This window comes from Lelliottia sp. F153, assembly GCF_002870005.1.
GTDB classification, from domain to species: Bacteria; Pseudomonadota; Gammaproteobacteria; order Enterobacterales; family Enterobacteriaceae; genus Enterobacter; species Enterobacter nimipressuralis.
Window position 1 is genome coordinate 41,068 of the sequence record NZ_PKFT01000010.1, and the last position, 18,131, is coordinate 59,198.

18 protein-coding genes are annotated in these 18,131 nt (G+C 57.8%); 5 read left to right on the forward strand and 13 right to left on the reverse strand.

The window, feature by feature from the left end; translation table 11 throughout:
* Positions 1 to 11: 11 nt before the first annotated feature.
* Positions 12 to 239 carry a YccJ family protein gene (locus tag F153LOC_RS18585; protein ID WP_100780661.1) on the reverse strand — a complete coding sequence of 76 codons (228 nt, stop codon included), beginning with the start codon at positions 237 to 239 and terminating at the stop codon, positions 12 to 14.
* A gap of 19 nt (positions 240 to 258) precedes the next feature.
* Complete coding sequence (wrbA, locus tag F153LOC_RS18590) at positions 259 to 855, reverse strand: NAD(P)H:quinone oxidoreductase (RefSeq protein WP_100780660.1); 597 nt, start codon at positions 853 to 855, stop codon at positions 259 to 261.
* Between the two features lie 391 nt (positions 856 to 1,246).
* On the opposite strand from wrbA, the gene F153LOC_RS18595 reads away from it, so the two are divergent.
* Positions 1,247 to 1,423: a general stress protein gene (locus F153LOC_RS18595; protein ID WP_100780659.1), complete on the forward strand. Its 177-nt coding sequence runs from the start codon at positions 1,247 to 1,249 to the stop codon at positions 1,421 to 1,423.
* Positions 1,424 to 1,561: 138 nt separating this feature from the next.
* Positions 1,562 to 2,467: a DMT family transporter gene (locus F153LOC_RS18600; protein WP_102105576.1), complete on the forward strand. Its 906-nt coding sequence runs from the start codon at positions 1,562 to 1,564 to the stop codon at positions 2,465 to 2,467.
* Between the two features lie 93 nt (positions 2,468 to 2,560).
* Here F153LOC_RS18600 and rutG read toward each other — a convergent pair whose 3' ends face one another.
* The 7 genes from rutG to rutA are packed head-to-tail and all read right to left on the reverse strand — an operon-like array spanning position 2,561 to position 8,004.
* Complete coding sequence (rutG, locus tag F153LOC_RS18605; protein WP_102105575.1) at positions 2,561 to 3,889, reverse strand: pyrimidine utilization transport protein G; 1,329 nt, start codon at positions 3,887 to 3,889, stop codon at positions 2,561 to 2,563.
* A 21-nt stretch (positions 3,890 to 3,910) separates the two neighbouring features.
* A complete protein-coding gene (rutF, locus tag F153LOC_RS18610; protein ID WP_102105574.1) occupies positions 3,911 to 4,405 on the reverse strand; it encodes an NADH-dependent FMN reductase RutF in 495 nt (164 codons plus the stop codon).
* Between the two features lie 9 nt (positions 4,406 to 4,414).
* Positions 4,415 to 5,005: a malonic semialdehyde reductase gene (locus F153LOC_RS18615; RefSeq protein ID WP_102105573.1), complete on the reverse strand. Its 591-nt coding sequence runs from the start codon at positions 5,003 to 5,005 to the stop codon at positions 4,415 to 4,417.
* A gap of 9 nt (positions 5,006 to 5,014) precedes the next feature.
* On the reverse strand, positions 5,015 to 5,815 hold the full coding sequence (gene rutD / locus F153LOC_RS18620; protein ID WP_102105572.1) for a pyrimidine utilization protein D: 801 nt from the start codon (positions 5,813 to 5,815) through the stop codon (positions 5,015 to 5,017).
* A gap of 7 nt (positions 5,816 to 5,822) precedes the next feature.
* Positions 5,823 to 6,209, reverse strand: a complete 387-nt coding sequence (gene rutC, locus F153LOC_RS18625; protein ID WP_100780653.1) for a pyrimidine utilization protein C — start codon at positions 6,207 to 6,209, stop codon at positions 5,823 to 5,825.
* Positions 6,210 to 6,220: 11 nt separating this feature from the next.
* Positions 6,221 to 6,913, reverse strand: coding sequence for a pyrimidine utilization protein B (rutB, locus tag F153LOC_RS18630; protein WP_102105571.1), 693 nt, complete (start codon positions 6,911 to 6,913; stop codon positions 6,221 to 6,223).
* Complete coding sequence (rutA, locus tag F153LOC_RS18635; protein WP_102105570.1) at positions 6,913 to 8,004, reverse strand: pyrimidine utilization protein A; 1,092 nt, start codon at positions 8,002 to 8,004, stop codon at positions 6,913 to 6,915. Before rutA ends, rutB begins: the two co-directional genes overlap by 1 nt.
* 289 nt (positions 8,005 to 8,293) lie before the next feature.
* Here rutA and rutR point away from each other — a divergent pair, with 289 nt between their 5' ends.
* Positions 8,294 to 8,932 (forward strand): HTH-type transcriptional regulator RutR, encoded by a 639-nt coding sequence (gene rutR, locus F153LOC_RS18640; RefSeq protein ID WP_100780650.1) that lies wholly within the window; start codon positions 8,294 to 8,296, stop codon positions 8,930 to 8,932.
* On the opposite strand, the gene F153LOC_RS18645 is transcribed toward rutR, so the two are convergent.
* Together F153LOC_RS18645 and putA are read right to left on the reverse strand one after the other, a co-directional pair.
* Positions 8,929 to 9,324 carry a lysozyme inhibitor LprI family protein gene (locus F153LOC_RS18645; RefSeq protein ID WP_100780649.1) on the reverse strand — a complete coding sequence of 132 codons (396 nt, stop codon included), beginning with the start codon at positions 9,322 to 9,324 and terminating at the stop codon, positions 8,929 to 8,931. The two genes, rutR and F153LOC_RS18645, sit on opposite strands and share 4 nt — an antisense overlap.
* Positions 9,325 to 9,394: 70 nt before the next feature.
* A complete protein-coding gene (putA, locus tag F153LOC_RS18650) occupies positions 9,395 to 13,357 on the reverse strand; it encodes a trifunctional transcriptional regulator/proline dehydrogenase/L-glutamate gamma-semialdehyde dehydrogenase (RefSeq protein ID WP_102105569.1) in 3,963 nt (1,320 codons plus the stop codon).
* Positions 13,358 to 13,781: 424 nt separating this feature from the next.
* On the opposite strand from putA, the gene putP reads away from it, so the two are divergent.
* A complete protein-coding gene (putP, locus tag F153LOC_RS18660; protein ID WP_102105568.1) occupies positions 13,782 to 15,290 on the forward strand; it encodes a sodium/proline symporter PutP in 1,509 nt (502 codons plus the stop codon).
* Positions 15,291 to 15,347: 57 nt separating this feature from the next.
* On the opposite strand, the gene F153LOC_RS18665 is transcribed toward putP, so the two are convergent.
* Together F153LOC_RS18665 and F153LOC_RS18670 are read right to left on the reverse strand one after the other, a co-directional pair.
* Positions 15,348 to 15,767, reverse strand: a complete 420-nt coding sequence (locus tag F153LOC_RS18665; RefSeq protein WP_102105567.1) for a DUF3574 domain-containing protein — start codon at positions 15,765 to 15,767, stop codon at positions 15,348 to 15,350.
* Between the two features lie 90 nt (positions 15,768 to 15,857).
* Complete coding sequence (locus F153LOC_RS18670) at positions 15,858 to 17,042, reverse strand: NupC/NupG family nucleoside CNT transporter (protein ID WP_100780645.1); 1,185 nt, start codon at positions 17,040 to 17,042, stop codon at positions 15,858 to 15,860.
* Between the two features lie 251 nt (positions 17,043 to 17,293).
* Between F153LOC_RS18670 and efeU the strand changes: the two genes are divergently transcribed.
* On the forward strand, positions 17,294 to 18,127 hold the full coding sequence (gene efeU, locus F153LOC_RS18680; RefSeq protein ID WP_100780644.1) for an iron uptake transporter permease EfeU: 834 nt from the start codon (positions 17,294 to 17,296) through the stop codon (positions 18,125 to 18,127).
* The last annotated feature ends 4 nt before the right edge of the window (positions 18,128 to 18,131 follow it).

The window sequence follows — 18,131 nt, forward strand, 5'->3', positions numbered from 1 at the left end:
GGGGGCAACGGTCAGACGTTTTTACGTTCGATGGTTTGCTCGCCCCAGAAGAGCGAGTCTTTGTCTGTTTTGTCGAAGGCACGGACCAGCACTTCATCGCTCCCGTCCTCCCAGATTTTCTCCGCCAGCTTCTCGTCATATTCCGCGACTTCAAAGATCGCCTCGGCAATTTCTGGAGAGGTATTGCGTAAACTTGCCCACTCACCGACGTGATGAGCTTTGGATTGTTGAGTTGGCATGCTTGTCCTCCTGTTGAGGTTAACCGTTCAGTTTTTTCGCGAGGCCCGCGACGTGCTCACCCTGATAACGGGCGATGGCCAGCTCTTCCTGGCTTGGCTGACGCGAACCGTCGCCGCCAGCAATGGTGGTCGCCCCGTACGGTGTCCCGCCGCGCACCTGTGAAACATCAAACAATTCTTGCGCACCGTAGCCAATCGGCACAATCACCATCCCGTGATGGGCAAGGGTAGTCCAGGTGGAGGTGATCGTCTGCTCCTGGCCGCCGCCGGTCCCGGTTGAGCTAAAGACGCTGGCCAGTTTGCCGTACAGTGCGCCTGACGCCCACAGCCCACCGGTCTGATCCAGGAAGGTACGCATCTGCCCGGACATGTTGCCAAAGCGCGTTGGGGTACCAAAGATGATGGCGTCATAGTCGGCCAGCTCTTGCGGGGTTGCCTGCGGCGCATTCTGTGTTTTACCGCCTGCTTTTAGAAACGCCTCGGCGTTCATGGTTTCCGGTACGCGTTTTACCACGACCTCAACACCATCCACTTTACTTGCGCCTTCCGCCACCGCATGAGCCATGGTTTCAATGTGTCCATACATGGAATAATAGAGCACCAGAACTTTTGCCATCTTGCATCACTCCTCGATTGTGGTTTCTGGCAGCGAATCGCTGCGTTCTTTTAAAGATAAGACGCCACGGCCAGACTGCAAACCTGAAAGCCATTTCTTTGATTTATAACAAGATATCTAAGACGATTCCTTGTAGCAAAATGAAACATTTTTAAGAAATCGCGTTTCCTGAATGATAAGAGGAGCTTATTGGTCTCGCTTTCGCGATCTCACACGAATGGCTGATTTCATGTTGCAGAATATTACCGTTTACTGGCTGGATCGGCTCATTCCACTAAGCTTAGTTTCACGCGACGCAGACAAAGGTACTGACCTTGTGTCGTCAGGTGAAAGAATCCTCTTTTACTGAATGCAGTATGATGTCTAATGTTTCATATTCTGGAGGTTCGAGATGGCAAACCATCGTGGTGGGTCAGGTAATTTCGCTGAAGACCGTGACAGAGCATCAGAAGCAGGTCGTAAAGGTGGCCAGCAGAGCGGGGGCAACTTCAAGAATGACCCGCAGCGTGCATCTGAAGCTGGCAAAAAAGGGGGCAAAAACAGTCATGGGAGCAGTAATAAGAGTTAGCGTCTCCCCATTTCAGTGTCACCCAACCTGAAATATCCCCCTGCCGCCGGGTTTCCCGGCGGTTTTTTCGTTTCATGACATTGAACTGTAACTAAAGCCATCGCACACTAGCGGATTGACTCTTGTTGCAGGTAGCTCATGTCCTCCTCTCGTTACGCCTTTTCCATCAAACCCCAGGAAGCGATCCTGATTCTGATCACCATGTTCTGGGGCGGTACGTTCCTCGCGGTGCAATACGCGGTGACGCTCAGCGATCCCTTTTTCTTCGTCGGGCTACGTTTTGCCACGGCGGCGATTGCGGTGGCGCTGATTTCACTGAAAACCCTGCGCGGTCTGACCCTGAAAGAGCTACAGGCTGGAGTGGCGATCGGCGTTGCTATCGCGATGGGCTACAGCCTGCAAACCTGGGGTTTACAGACCATCCCCAGCAGCAAATCGGCGTTTATTACCGCGATGTATGTTCCGCTGGTGCCGCTGCTGCAGTGGCTGTGTCTGGGCAGAATGCCGGGGCTGATGTCCTGCGTGGGTATTGTGCTGGCGTTTATTGGCCTGATCCTGCTTGCAGGACCGGGTGACAACCTGCTGGCGATGGGGCCGGGCGAAATCATTACGCTGATTGGCGCGGTGGCGATCGCGGCAGAAATTATTCTGATCAGCGCCTGGGCCGGAAAGGTCGACGTTAAACGGGTGACCGTCGTGCAGCTGGCAACAGCCTCAATAGTGGCCTTTATCGCGATGGTGCCTGCGGGCGAATCGGTGCCGCCAATGTCCACCGGCCTGGTGGTTGTGGCGCTCGGTCTGGGGATTTTCAGCGCCATTATTCAGGTGACAATGAACTGGGCGCAGCGCAGCGTTTCGCCCACGCGCGCAACCGTCATCTACACCGGTGAACCGGTCTGGGCCGGTATTTTTGGCCGTCTGGCGGGCGAACGCCTGCCACTGCTGGCGCTGTTAGGTGCGGCGTTTATCGTGCTGGGTGTGCTGGTCAGTGAGTTAAAGCTAAAAAAGAGACGTCGTGAAGCGGCCGATCTGACCCTCGAATAACGCGGTATTGCACCTGAAGCGCGGCCATTCACTCTGCCAGCGCTATCCTGTGCCGGGTAAGGCGACGTGCCATTACCCGGCACAAACCTTCTGTCAGGAATCCTGACGCACTACTTCAGCCTGAGTAACCTCAGCCGTGCGCCGGCTCAGCAGCGCATTCAGTAAAATTGCGCCAAAGGTCGCCGTCCCAATCCCGCCCAGAGTAAAGCCGCCGAGCGTCAGGGCGAAATCCCCTGCACCGAGCACCAGCGTTACGGCGACCATTATCAGGTTGCCATTCTGGTTGAGATCCACACGGTTCTGCACCCAGATGCGAGCGCCTGCCACGGCAATCAGACCAAACACCACAATCGACGCTCCGCCAATCACCGGCGCCGGAATGGTGTGGATCAGCGCCCCGAATTTCGGAGAAAAGCCCAGCAGCAGGGCAATCACCGCCGCGGCGACAAACACCAGCGTGGAGTAAACCTTGGTCACCGCCATCACGCCGATATTCTCCGCGTATGTCGTCACGCCGCTGCCGCCCACGGCGCCAGAGAGCATCGTGGCCAGCCCGTCACCCACGAACGCGCGCCCCATGTACGGGTCCATGGTACGCCCGGTCATTCCAGCAACCGCTTTGAGATGGCCTAAGTTTTCCGCCACCAGAATCACCGCGACCGGTGCGATAAGCATCATCGCCTGCCCGCTAAAGGTGGGGGAGGTGAGGTGCGGCAGACCAAACCAGGCGGCGTTTTGCACCAGCGTAAAATCGACCGGTTTGCCCAGCCCCAGCACGCTGGTCATCAGGGCATACACCAGGCAGGCCGCAATCAGCCCCACCAGGATCAACAGCCGCTGAATCATTCCTCGGGTAAATACCGCGACCAGACCAATACACAGCACCGTCACCGCCGCCATCCAGCTATCAAAAGACGAGCCGGAGACGCTTTTCACCGCGATAGGCGCAAGATTCAGGCCAATCGCCATCACCACCGCCCCGGTCACGACCGGCGGCATCAGGCGTTCGATCCAGCGGGTGCCGACCTTCATCACCACCAGCCCAATAAGGGTGTAGATAAACCCGCAGGCGATAATGCCGCCGAGGGCGATGCTGAGATTGGGGTTGATGCCCTGGCCGTTATAGCCCGTGGCGGCGATCACTACACCGACAAAAGCGGCACTTGAGCCAAGGTAGCTCGGCACGCGCCCGCCGGTGATGAAAAAGAACAGCAGCGTGCCAATCCCCGACATCAGGATCGACAGATTCGGATCAAGCCCCATCAGAATGGGCATCAGCACCGTCGCGCCAAACATAGCGACCGCATGCTGAACCCCCATCACCACGGTGGGTAGGACGGGAAGCCTCTCATCCGGCGCGACCACGCCGCGTTCAGTGGAGGTCGAGGTTAACTGCCAGTGGGGAAAACTGAACAAGGCCATGAGCTGTCTCCTTAAGGAGGGTTAACAGGCGGGTCGCAGGAGTGCGTGATAGCCGCGATCAAACCACACCAGTCCCTGCGGCGCGGGGTGGCGGGTAATGGAGACAATGTCGCAAAACAGAATGTCGTGGGTACCGACGCTGACCACCTGGCTGATGCGGCAGTCGAACGACGCCAGGGCCTCCTCCAGCCGTGGGCAGCCCGTTTCACCGATCTGCCAGTTTGCCGCCGCGAAGCGTTCCGCCATCGGCGTTTTCCCGCCGAACAGGTTAGACAGCGGCTCTTGTCCGGCGCAGAGGGTATTGACGCACAAGGTGCGGTTTTCGCTAAACGTCGGCCAGACGGACGCGCCGCGATTCAGGCACACCAGCAGCGTGGGCGGTGAGTCGGTCACGCTGCACACGGCGCTGGCGGTAAATCCCGCCTGTCCGGCAGGGCCATCGGTGGTGATGATATTCACCGCCGCGCCGACGCAGGCCATCGCGTCGCGAAAGGTTTGTTGATCCGGTACGCTCATGTTTGCTCCTTACGCCAGTCCGCAGGCATCTTCAAAGGTCAGACGCGGCAACCGGGCATAGACTTTGCTCGCATCGCCATACCCGATATTGATCAGCAGATTGCTTTTCAGACCGGTGCCGGTGAAAAAGGCTGCATCCACTTTTTGCGGATCAAAGCCGGACATCGGCCCGGTATCCAGCCCCAGAGCGCGACAGGCGAAGATCAGATAGGCTGCCTGCAGGGAGCTATTGCGAAACGCCGTCTCCTGGGCGAGTTCCGGGCTGGTGGTAAACCAGCTGCGGGCATCGCCGTGGGGGAACAGTTCAGGTAAACGCTCATAAAATTCGCTGTCCCACGCCACGATCGCCGTGACGGGAGCGGCAAGGGTTTTTGCCAGGTTGCCGCTGGAGAGGGCCGGCGCCAGTTTTTCTTTGCCTTCGGGCGTGCGAACAAACACGATCCGCGCGGGGGAACAGTTGGCGGAGGTCGGTCCCCATTTCATCAGGTCGTAAATCTCACGCAGCGTCTCATCGCTGACCGGAATATCCTGCCAGCCGTTGTGCGTTCGGGCGTCGGTAAAGAGCGTTTTCAGCGCGCTCGGGTTGATGGCTTCGCTCATGGCGGCTCCTTATAGCACTTTTTCACGCGTATGCAGCAGGCTGGCAAGCCCGTTCAGCAATAGCGTATTAAACGTATCGGGATCGGTGACGTTGCAGGCGTGTCCGCCCTGGCGCATCACCACTTTTTCGCTGTGGGGCAGCGCGGCGTGCAGCGCAGACGAACAGACGGCGGGCACCAGCAGATCGTCTGCGGAGCAGATCACCTGCACCGGGCAACGAATCCGCGCCGCATCCCGGCTAAAATCCGCCTGTTTCAGGGCCTGAAGCCGACGCAGCAGATTCGCTTTCCCCTGGAAGTGGGCGAGCGCCAGGGCCTCTTCGGCCTCCATGCGCGGGCCACGGGCCGCCATCCAGTCTGCGGGATAGAGAAACAGGGGCTGCGCCTCCACCCAGGCCTGCGCGCCGCCCGCATGCAGCAGACGCTCGCGGATCTGAAAGCAGCGGCGGGTATGGGCGTTTAACGTTAGCCAGCCGTTGACGGACACCAGCGCGGTGAGCGCATCAGGGTGATCGAGAGCTAACTGCAGGCCGACCAGCGCCCCCAGCGCGTGGCCCACCACGCAAAAGCGCAGAATGCCTGCCTCTGCCAGCGCCAGATACAGCTCCTGCGCCATCTGCGCGAGAGAATAGCCCTCGGGCAACGCCTCGGGATTATTCCCGGTCCCACGCTGGTCGTAGCACACCACCTGATACTCTTGCTCCAGCACTGCCAACTGCGGCAGCCAGTAGCCACCCGCGCCGCCCAGCCCGGCAATGAGAACCACCACCGGCGCACCGGCGTACGGGGGCGGTGAAACGGATATTTTCATGGCAACCTCATTTTCCGATATGCGCAACGGTCGCGATTTCGACCAGCGCCTCGGGCTTTACCAGTCCGCACTGGATACAGAACCGTGCCGGTTTGTCGCCGGGGAAAAACTCGGCGTAAATTTCGTTAATCGCGGCGTAGTTTTTCCAGTCGGTGATAAAAATGCTGTTGAAGGTCACGTCCTCCATCGTTCCACCCGCCGTTTCGATAACGCTCCTGATGGTCTCGAGAACGTGGCGGGTTTGCGCCTTTGGGTCGTCGGGATAAACCACGTTGTTGTGCTTATCAAACGGCAGCGTGCCGGAGACATACACCACGCCGTCAGCGAGCGTGCCGGGTACAAAGGGCGCAATCGGCGTGCTGGTGCCTGCGGGAATGATCACGGATTTCGGCATAGTGTGGCTCCTCAGGCGATACGGGCTAACGATGGCGGGGAGACGGCATCGCAAAACTCGGCGACGGTGCTGACCCAGCCAAAAAAGGTTTCGATATTGAACAGGGCGGCCTGCTGCGCGAACTCCGGCCCGGCCTGGTGCGTTGCGTCTGCCAACACCACGCCGAAATACTCCAGGAAAAAGCCGTCGCGCAGGGTCGATTCCACGCAGACGTTGGTGGCGATCCCGGTGAAGACCAGATGGCGAATGCCTCGACTGCGCAGCAGGCTGTCGAGCGGGGTGTTGAAAAAGCCGCTGTAACGCGGTTTCGGCAGCACGATATCGCCGGGCTGTGGCACCAGTTCATCCACCAGCTGGTAATCCCAGCCACCTTTTGCCAGCAGTTTTCCCTGTAGCTCCGGCTGCTTACGCATGGTTTTCAGCGCGTTGGATTTGTGGAAGTTAGGCGAGCCGGGGCCACCGGCTTCCACGTACTGATCGTCCCAGCCGTTCTGAAACCAGATAATCAGCATGCCCGCCGCACGGGCGGCGGCAACGGCGGTGTTAATATTGTCGATTACCGGACGGGTGGCCGAGACGTCAAATCCGGCCAGATCCAGATAACCGCCCTGGCTTGCGTAGGCGTTTTGCATATCCACTACGATCAGCGCGCTCTGCTCAGGCGCAAAGGTGATGGCTTCCGGGCGTGCGTGTAACGTCGTCATTACGCGACCTCCCTGGTGACGGCGGGAATATGTGCGCGGCACTGCATTAGCGGCTGAATGCGCTCGCCAAAGGTCTCCACGCCGGTAAGGAAATCGTCAAAGGTCAGCAACACGCCTTCGGCACCGGGCACGCTGGCAACTTCATCGAGCATTCGCGCCACATTGGCGTAAGAGCCGACCAGCGTGCCCATGTTGATGTTGACCGCGGAGGTCGGGTCCGCCATCTGGCGCACGTTGGTGTCCGACCCGGAACGCGTGTCTTTCTGGCTCTGTTCCGTCAACCAGCTCAGGGCTTCTTCATCGGCACCGGCTTTGTAATGCTCCCATTTCGCCCGTGCGGCCTCGTCGGTTTCGTCGGCGATCACCATAAACAGCACATAAGAACCGACCTCGCGCCCGGTTACTTCCGCCGCTTCTTTCATCCGCGCTGCAGTCGGCGCGAAAGCGGCCGGGGTGTTGACGCCTTTGCCGAAGCAGAAATTGAAATCTGCGTGCTGCGCCGAGAACGCCATGCCTGCGTCGCTTTGTCCGGCGCAGATCACTTTCATCGGCGTGGAGGGCTGCGGGCTGACGCGGCAGTCGTTCATGGTGAAGTAATCGCCCTTGAAATCGCTCTTGCCGGTGCCCCACAGATCGCGCAGGACCTGCACGTACTCGGTAAGATAGTCATAGCGGCGCGAGAAATACTCATCGCCCGGCCACAGCCCCATCTGCTCGTATTCTGGTTTTTGCCAGCCGGTCACCAGATTCACGCCGAAACGACCGCCGGAGATAGAGTCAATGGTCGACGCCATACGCGCCACAATCGCCGGGGGCAGGGTGAGGGTGGCGGCCGTTGCGTAAATCTGAATGCGCGACGTTACCGCCGCCAGGCCCGCCATCAGGGTGAAGGACTCCAGATTGTGATCCCAGAATTCGGTTTTACCGCCGAAACCGCGCAGCTTGATCATCGAGAGCGCAAAATCGAAATGGTAATGCTCCGCCTTTTGCACAATGGCTTTGTTCAGTTCGAAGGTCGGCATGTACTGCGGCGCGTGGGAGGAGATTAGCCAGCCGTTATTGCCGATAGGGACGAATACGCCAATTTTCATCACGAACCTCTCTTCAACTCAGTGTGGGGTGAAAGTCAGACGTGGCGCTGCATCCTGCATTTCCTGTTCAGCCTCGTGAGATAGGTTTTGCAAAGGGAATGCCAGTTTTGAAAATGGCTTTGTTATTAGTGTGTTAACTGATGGTTGTTAAAAAGATGCCGGTAAAAGTGGACTAACTGGTCAAAAGCGATGCACACAAATCAGGCAGTTATGCGCGATTGAGGTGCAGAATGTCGTGAGAAGCGAGGGGTTTTGCTATGCTGAACGCACATCAACAAGGAGAGCAGGCATGACACAAGGCGCAGTGCAAACAGCAGGTAAACGTTCGCGGGCGGTGAGCGCCAAGAAGCAGGCCATTCTGAAAGCCGCACTGGAGACCTTTTCCCGGTTCGGCATTCACGGCACGCGTCTGGAGCAGGTGGCGGAGCTGTCCGGCGTGTCGAAAACCAATCTGCTCTACTACTACCCGTCGAAAGAAGCGCTCTATGTCGCCGTTCTGCAGCAAATTCTCGATATCTGGCTGGCGCCGCTGAAAGCGTTTCGCGAAGAACTGACGCCGCTGGTGGCGATCAAAGAGTACATTCGCCTCAAGCTGGAGGTCTCCCGCGACCATCCGCAGGCGTCGAAGCTGTTCTGCATGGAGATGCTGCAGGGTGCGCCGCTATTGCAGGCGGAACTGACGGGGGATTTAAAGCAGCTGATCGACGACAAATCGGCCATCATTGCGGGCTGGGTGGCGAGCGGAAAGCTGGCGCCAATCGATCCGCAGCACCTGATTTTCATGATTTGGGCCTCGACCCAACACTACGCTGACTTTGCCAGCCAGGTTGAAGCCGTGACCGGAAAAACGCTCCAGGATGAAGCGTTTTTCCAGAGTGCGGTGGATAACGTGCAGCGTCTGATTATTGAAGGGATTCGCCTGCGTTAATTGCCTGGCGGCAGCGGGCAGCTTAAATCGCCTTCTTCGCACTGCATCAGCGAGGCCAGAAACGCCTCGCGCTCGACGGTTTTTTCCGTCATGCACTGATTAATGATCATCGGCTGGATGCTGCCGCCTTCGGTGCCGGAACCGGCAAAGGCACAGTCGGCATCACGCAGTCCAATCCACGCCTGCTGGGCCTTTTTCAGTAAATCACGCTGGGGCACGGCAGCACGCTTCATCACGGCCTGGTACGTCTGATTCAGTTTTTTATCTGCCGCCTGATATTGCTGGGCGGTGCAGGTGTTCAGATCGGTCTGGGTGGTCGCACTGGCACACTCATCGGCCAGCGCGTTAGCGCTGAAGAGCAATACCGCGCCGGCAATCAATACTCGTTTCATTTTACCCTCCGTATAAAAAAGCCGGACGCGCTACGCTTATCCGGCCTACGGGTTCATTGTAGCTATACGATTAGCCGATTGTCATCAGGCTGGCGTTACCGCCTGCGGCCGCCGTGTTGACGCTAAGAGAGTGCTCAACGTACAGACGCTCCAGCAGCAAATTGGTTTCACCGCGCGCGAAGCCCTGCACCGACACAATCGCGCCGTCGCGCGCCGCTACCTGCTCGCACAGCTCACGCAGCTGATCGGAATCGCCGTGGTAAATCACGGCGTCGAAGGCCTGTGTGGTGATCACGTCCGGTTTCGCGAAGGTGATGCGCGCAGACACCTCTTTCGGCAGCTGTTTGGCGAGATCGCGGTGCAGACCATCCTCCGGCCACAGCACTTCACAGCCCGTTGCCGCAGCGGCAGCCAGCTGGACCAGCGCATCCTGTTCGTTGTCGGCGATGCACAGCACGCGCTCGCGCGGCATCAGCGTCCAGGTGTTGCGCTCACCGGTTGGGCCGGGGAGCAGACGCTGAGTACCGGCCTGCGCCTGTTCGCCATACTGCTGGCACAGGGCGTGCAGTTCCGGGCGTTTTTCCGCCCATTTGGTCAGCGCCTCCAGCGGCTGAGTCAGCAGCGTTTTCAGCTGCGCATCCACCGGACGTTCCGCATCCTGACGTGCCAGGGTCACGCCGAGGGCGTTCTCCGGACGGTTCGCCAGCAGACGATAGAGATAGAGCGGGCCACCGGCTTTCGGACCGGTGCCGGACAAGCCTTCGCCGCCGAACGGTTGCACGCCGACCACCGCGCCCACCATGTTGCGGTTGACGTAGAGGTTGCCGACTTTGGCGCTGCCCGTCACCTGAGCGATGGTTTCGTCGATACGGGTATGCACGCCGAGGGTCAGACCGTAGCCGGAGGCGTTAATCTGATCGACCAGCGCCTCGAGGTTGTTGCGGCTGTAGCGCACCACGTGCAGCACCGGGCCGAAGACCTCTTTTTTCAGCTCGTCAAAGCTGGAAAGCTCAATCAGCGTCGGCGCAATAAAGGTGCCGGTGTTCCATTCGCGGGCGTCTTCGCTGTTCTCGCGAACCGCCTGGAAGACCGGACGGCCTTTGGCACGCATCGCCTGAATGTGCTGTTCGATATTGGCTTTGGCTTCGGCGTCAATCACCGGGCCAATGTCAGTGGTCAGTCGGCCTGGGTTACCCATCCGGCATTCTGCCATCGCACCGCGCAGCATTTTCAGCGTGTGGTCGGCGATATCATCCTGCAGGCATAGCACGCGCAGGGCGGAGCAACGTTGTCCGGCGCTGTCGAAGGCCGAGGCCAGCACGTCCACCACCACCTGTTCGGTCAGGGCGGAGGAGTCGACGATCATCGCGTTCATCCCGCCCGTTTCGGCGATCAGCGGCGTCGGACGCCCCTGCGGATCGAGACGGGTGGCGATGTTGCGTTGCAGCAGCGTTGCCACTTCCGTGGAACCGGTAAACATCACACCACGCACGCGGTTGTCAGAGGTCAGCTGAGCGCCGACGGTTTCACCGCGACCCGGCAGAAGTTGTACCACGCCTGCCGGAACACCGGCTTCGAGTAAGATCTGAATACCCTGAGCGGCAATCAGCGGCGTCTGTTCAGCGGGTTTCGCCAGCACGCTGTTACCGGCGGCAAGCGCGGCAGCAATCTGGCCGGTAAAGATCGCCAGCGGGAAGTTCCACGGGCTGATACAGACCACCGGACCCAGCGGGCGGTGAGTTTCATTATCGAAGTCGTTGCGTACCTGACCGGCGTAGTAGTGCAGGAAGTCGACCGCTTCGCGCACTTCGGCGATGGCGTTACTGAAGGTTTTCCCGGCTTCGCGCACCAGGATGCCAATCAGCTGTTGCATCTGGCCTTCCATCAGCACGGCGGCGCGTTCGAGGATCGCGGCACGCTCCTGCGGCGGCGTTGCGAACCAGATTGGTGCATTGTTGACGGCGTTTTCCAGCGCCAGCTCGACTTCCTGGGCGGTGGCTTCGCGGGCAAAACCGACAATATCTTTCGGTTCGGCCGGGTTGATCACCGGCTGCATGTCGCCTGCGTCAACGGGCTGTTCGAGAATCGGCTTCGCCTGCCATTTCTGCAGGGCGCTGTTGAGCAGGGCGGAGGAGAGGGAGGCCAGACGGTGTTCGTTCGCCAGATCCAGACCCGCTGAGTTGGTGCGATCGCTGCCGTACAGCTCACGCGGCAGGGCAATTTTCGGATGCGGCAGGCCGAGCTGGCCCTCCTGAGCTGCCATTTTTTCCACGGCCTGCACCGGATCGGCAACCAGTTCATCAAGCGGCAGTGTGGTATCGGCAATACGGTTGACGAAGGAAGTGTTCGCGCCGTTTTCCAGCAGACGACGCACCAGATAGGCAAGCAGCGTTTCGTGTGTGCCAACCGGAGCATAAATACGGCACGGTCGGTTCAGTTTGCCTTCCGCCACTTTACCGGTGACCTGTTCGTACAGCGGTTCACCCATACCGTGCAGGCACTGGAACTCGTACTGGCCCGGATAGTAGTTTTGCCCGGCCAGGCTGTAGATCGCCGCCAGCGTATGGGCGTTGTGGGTGGCGAACTGCGGGTAAATCAGGTTCGGCACGTTAAGCAGTTTTTTCGCACAGGCGAGGTAAGAAACGTCGGTGTAGACCTTACGGGTGTAGACCGGATAGCCTTCCAGCCCCTCCATCTGCGCACGTTTGATTTCGCTGTCCCAGTAGGCGCCTTTTACCAGACGGATCATCAGGCGACGGCGGCTGCGGGAGGCGAGGTCGATAAGATAATCAATCACAAACGGACAGCGTTTCTGATAGGCCTGAATGACGAAGCCGATACCGTTCCAGCCCGCCAGCTCTGGCTCGAAGCACAGTTTTTCCAGCAGATCGAGGGAGATCTCCAGGCGGTCGGCCTCTTCGGCATCGATGTTAATCCCGATATCGTACTGGCGCGCCAGCAGGGTCAGGGATTTCAGGCGCGGGTAGAGTTCATCCATTACGCGATCGTACTGAGCGCGGCTGTAGCGTGGGTGCAGGGCAGAGAGCTTGATGGAAATCCCCGGCCCTTCGTAAATGCCGCGACCGTTCGAGGCTTTACCAATCGCGTGGATCGCCTGCTGGTACGAGACCATATAAGCCTGCGCATCGGCGGCGGTCAGGGCCGCTTCGCCGAGCATGTCGTAAGAGTAGCGGAAGCCTTTCTCTTCCAGCTTGCGGGCGTTGGCCAGCGCTTCGGAGATGGTTTCACCGGTGACGAACTGTTCGCCCATCAGACGCATCGCCATGTCCACACCTTTGCGGATCAGCGGTTCGCCGCTCTTACCGATAATGCGGTTCAGGGAGCGGGAAAGGTTGGCTTCGTTATGGGTGGAGACCAGTTTGCCGGTAAACAGCAGGCCCCAGGTGGCAGCGTTGACGAACAGCGACGGGCTGCGGCCAATGTGCGAGTGCCAGTTACCGTTGCTGATTTTGTCGCGGATTAATGCATCGCGAGTGGCTTTGTCCGGAATACGCAGCAGCGCTTCCGCGAGGCACATCAGCGCCACGCCTTCCAGCGAGGAGAGGGAGAACTCCTGCAGCAGCCCTTGCACCATACCGGCGCGACCACTGGCAGATTTCTGATTACGCAGTTTGTCGGCGAGCTGATATGCCAGGCTATGCGCCTGGGACGCAATCGGCTCCGGCAGACGGGCCTGCTCCAGCAGCATCGGCACGGCGTCGGTTTCGGCGCGACGATACGCGGCGGTGATCGCGGCGCGGCTCACGGACTGCGGCAGGATCTGCTCGGCAAAGTCGAGGAACGGCTGGTGGTTCTCTTCGGCGATGGCGGCGGCGTCTTCGCTTTCGTTGGCGGCACCCGCCAGCAGGGCAGGCAGTTCCGGTAAGTCGTCTTCGTTTTCCAGACGTTCCAGATAATTAAAAATGGCCTGTTTAATCAGCCAGTGCGGCGTGCGGTCAATGCGGGTTGCAGCGCTCTTAATCCGTTCGCGGGTCGCGTCATCCAGCTTAACCCCCATGGTGGTCATGCCCATGCCAGTAACTCCTGTTGATCTTTAGTGATGTTCGTTCGTTAGCGTGAAATATCCACCATGTTGCAACTTTGTGCAACCGTGTTAAATGTGACCTGGGCTGCAAGCTGAAAAATGAATGGATTGTTAACGATAAGTAAGCTGGTAAATACGATGAGATTCTGCGTGTGAAGCCCGTTTTTATGCGGCACTTAACACTTTTAAAAGGTGCAACCCGTAAAAGCGTGAGCGAGTGCAACCTATACGAAAGACCTATAAATCCAGGGATGAATTTGATGTAAATGCAGTGTTAAATCATTTGTGCATGTGGAGCGCTTACGGCAGGATACGCGCGCCCAACCGAAATACACTCATGATTATCACGTTCCGATAATCGAATAATAAGGCAGTCCGGACGGCTGTCGCTCGATATTTTTGGAGATTTTAAATGGCTATTAGCACACCGATGCTGGTGACATTTCTCGTTTATATTTTTGGCATGATCCTGATAGGGTTTATTGCATGGCGTTCGACCAAAAACTTTGACGACTATATTTTAGGTGGGCGTAGTTTAGGGCCCTTCGTGACCGCGCTGTCAGCGGGCGCATCCGACATGAGCGGCTGGCTGCTGATGGGGTTACCGGGCGCGATTTTCATCTCCGGGATTTCCGAAAGCTGGATTGCCATCGGCCTGTGTATCGGGGCATGGATTAACTGGAAACTGGTGGCCGGTCGTTTGCGTGTTCACACCGAAGTGAACAACAACGCGCTGACGCTTCCGGACTATTTCACCAGCCGTTTCGAAGATAAAAGCCGCGTACTGCGTATTATCTCCGCGCTGGTGATCCTGCTGTTCTTCACCATCTACTGTGCGTCCGGGATTGTCGCCGGGGCTCGTCTGTTCGAAAGCACTTTCGGCATGAGCTATGAAACCGCACTGTGGGCCGGTGCTGCAGCCACCATCCTTTACACCTTCGTCGGTGGCTTCCTGGCTGTGAGCTGGACGGATACCGTGCAGGCGAGCCTGATGATTTTCGCCCTGATCCTCACCCCGGTGATTGTAATTATCACCGTCGGCGGGTTTGGCGATTCGCTGGAAGTGATCAAGCAAAAGAGCATTGAAAACATCGATATGCTCAAAGGGCTGAACTTCGTGGCCATCATCTCACTGATGGGCTGGGGCCTGGGCTACTTCGGCCAGCCGCACATTCTGGCGCGTTTCATGGCGGCGGACTCTCACCACAGCATCGTGCATGCGCGTCGTATCAGTATGACGTGGATGATCCTGTGCCTGGCGGGTGCGGTCGCGGTCGGCTTCTTCGGCATTGCGTACTTCAATAACAACCCGGCGCAGGCGGGGGCGGTGAACCAGAACGCCGAGCGCGTGTTTATCGAGCTGGCGCAGATTCTGTTTAACCCGTGGATTGCCGGGATTTTACTGTCGGCGATTCTGGCGGCGGTGATGTCGACGCTGAGCTGTCAGCTGCTGGTCTGCTCAAGCGCCATTACAGAAGATCTGTACAAGGCCTTCCTGCGTAAAGGCGCGAGCCAGAAAGAGCTGGTGTGGGTCGGACGCTTTATGGTGCTGGCGGTGGCGCTGGTCTCTATCGCGCTGGCCGCAAACCCGGAAAACCGCGTGCTGGGACTGGTGAGCTACGCCTGGGCGGGCTTTGGTGCGGCCTTTGGTCCGGTGGTGCTGTTCTCTGTACTCTGGTCACGCATGACCCGAAACGGCGCGCTGGCGGGGATGATCATCGGTGCAGTGACGGTTATCGTCTGGAAACAGTTCGCGTGGCTGGGCCTGTATGAAATCATTCCAGGCTTTATCTTTGGCAGCATCGGGATTGTGGTGTTCAGCCTGCTGGGTAAAGCGCCGTCGACGGCTATGCAGGAACGTTTTGCCGAAGCGGATGCGCATTACCACACGGCACCACCGGTAAAGTTACAGCCTGAATAAGCGTTAACAGGTGTTCAAAGCCGGGTAAGGCGTCGTCGCCGCCCGGCTTTTTTTCTGTCAGAACTGCACGCAGACCGGCTGATCAACGCGCATCACCGACTCCTGTGCAAACCGTGATTTGTAGATCCCGCGTAATGCTTCGATATTGCTCTCGCTCTGGGCATCTTTTCCGTGGATCAGCATTAACGCTTTACTTGGCTCACGCGCCACTTTCCCGTCATTGCCCAGCCACTGTCCGCGCGCATCAAACACCGTTAAGCCATCGCGAAAACGCGGCGTCACGTCCTGATCGACAAACTGCTGCCACTCCTGCCCGGTGATGGCGGCACCCGCCGGACGATTCAGACCGAAATAGAGCGTGGTTTGCTGCATCTGGTTATCCACTTTGCAGGTGGCGTCAGGAGCCGTATGCGAGGGGGCGTTGCAGCCGGCCAGCATGAAAAGTGCGGCAACCATAAGCCCTGTTTTGATGGTCATTGTTCGCTATCCTCATTGTTATTGTTGCAAGAAAAAGCCGGGTGGCGCTAACGCTGACCCGGCCTGCATATCATCTGTTCGACAACGGTGTTAAAGCACCAGCCCCGCAAAACTTGCCGACAGCAAGCTCACCAGCGTCGCGCCATACACCAGACGCAGACCAAAGCGAGACACCACGTTGCCTTGCTTCTCGTTCAGCCCTTTGATCGCCCCGGCCACGATGCCGATAGAGGCAAAGTTGGCGAACGACACCAGGAAGATAGAGAGAATGCCCAGCCCGCGCGGTGTCATTTGACCGGCAATTTTTTGCAGCTCAATCATCGCCACAAATTCATTCGCCACCAGTTTGGTCGCCATAATACTGCCCGCGTTCAGCGCATCACTCAGGGGAATGCCCACCAGCCACGCCAGCGGATAAAACACATAGCCAAGGATCTGCTGGAAGCTCATTCCAAACAGGCTGGAGAAGAGGGCGTTGACGGCGCTAATAAGGGCAATAAAGCCAATCAGCATCGCCAGAATAATCATCGCTACTTTAAAACCGGCCAGAATATACTCGCCCAGCATCTCAAAGAAGCTCTGGGATTCGTGCAGTTTTTCCAGTTTGATTTCCGGCTCAGCTTCCGGGCTTGCCGGGTTAATGACCGACAGAATAATAAAGGTGCTGAACATATTGAGGATCAGCGCCGCGACCACGAATTTCGCATCGAGCATGGTCATATAAGCGCCGACGATCGACAGGGAAACGGTGGACATCGCCGTCGCCGCCATGGTGAACAGGCGACGAGACGAGAGATCGCCGAGCACCCCTTTGTAAGCAATGAAGTTTTCCGACTGGCCGAGAATCAGTGAGCTGACGGCGTTAAAGGATTCCAGCTTGCCCATGCCATTCAGTTTTGACAGCAGGGTGCCGATCAGACGAATAAAAATCGGCAGAATTCGCCAGTGCTGGAGAATACCGATCAGGGCAGAAATAAAGATAATCGGACACAACACGCCGAGGAAAATGAACGCCAGCCCTTTTTCACCCATTCCGCCAAAGACAAAATTGGTGCCCTCCGCGGCAAATTTCAGCAGGGATTCAAAGAAACCGGAGACATATTTAATCACGAAGAGACCGCTTTCGGCGTGCAGGAAAAAGAACGCCAGCGCAATTTCAATCACAATAAGCTGTAAAACATAACGAATACGAATTTTTCGGCGGTCGAAACTCACCAGCCAGGCGAGCGCAAGAATAATGACCAGCGCCAGCAGGAAATGAACAAAGTTATACATTTTGAATTTTCAGCAGGTAAACGAAGCGCTTATTTAGCCATAGGGCAGGGAAACCGTAAATGGGCATTTACGTTATAAGTTATATACATAACGGTAACGATCGTAACTATTAACCGGCGATGGATTTACAACTGGTCATCAAAACCTGACACAATTCGCTTGTTTTTCTTTCTGCCGTAATGATAATCACTATCACAGTTATTTACCTTTCTTTGCACCAGTTGACCGCGATAAACATTTAAGGTGTCGGCATGTTTGTTCCATTTCTCATTATGTTACGTGAAGGGCTTGAAGCGGCCTTAATTGTCAGTCTGATTGCCAGCTACCTGAAGCGCACCCAGCGCGGCCGCTGGATTGGTGTGATGTGGATTGGCGTTATTCTCGCCGCCGCACTCTGTTTAGGTCTTGGGATCCTGATTAACGAAACCACCGGTGAATTCCCGCAAAAAGAGCAGGAGCTGTTCGAAGGGATCGTGGCGGTGATTGCCGTGGTGATCCTCACCTGGATGGTATTCTGGATGCGCAAAGTGTCGCGTAACGTCAAAGTGCAGCTGGAGCAGGCGGTCGATCACGCGCTGCAAAAGGGTAACCACCACGGCTGGGCGCTGATTGGGATGGTCTTTTTCGCCGTCGCCCGCGAAGGGCTGGAGTCGGTCTTCTTCCTGCTGGCGGCGTTCCAGCAGGACGTAGGGATCTGGCCGCCGCTCGGCGCGATGCTGGGGCTCGCCACCGCGATTGTGCTGGGATTCATGCTCTACTGGGGCGGCATTCGCCTGAACCTTGGCGCGTTCTTCAAATGGACCAGCCTGTTCATTCTGCTGGTCGCCGCCGGGCTGGCGGCAGGGGCGATTCGCGCCTTCCACGAGGCGGGCCTGTGGAACCACTTCCAGGACGTTGCGTTCGATTTCAGTAATACGCTCTCCACCCACTCTCTGACCGGCACCCTGCTCGAAGGCATCTTCGGCTATCAGGAAACGCCGAGCGTCAGCGAAGTGGCGATGTATTTCATCTATCTCATTCCGGCGCTGGTGCTGTTCTTTATGCCATCACGCCCCAGTACTCAGCCGTCGCGTACTGCGCCCTGAAGTG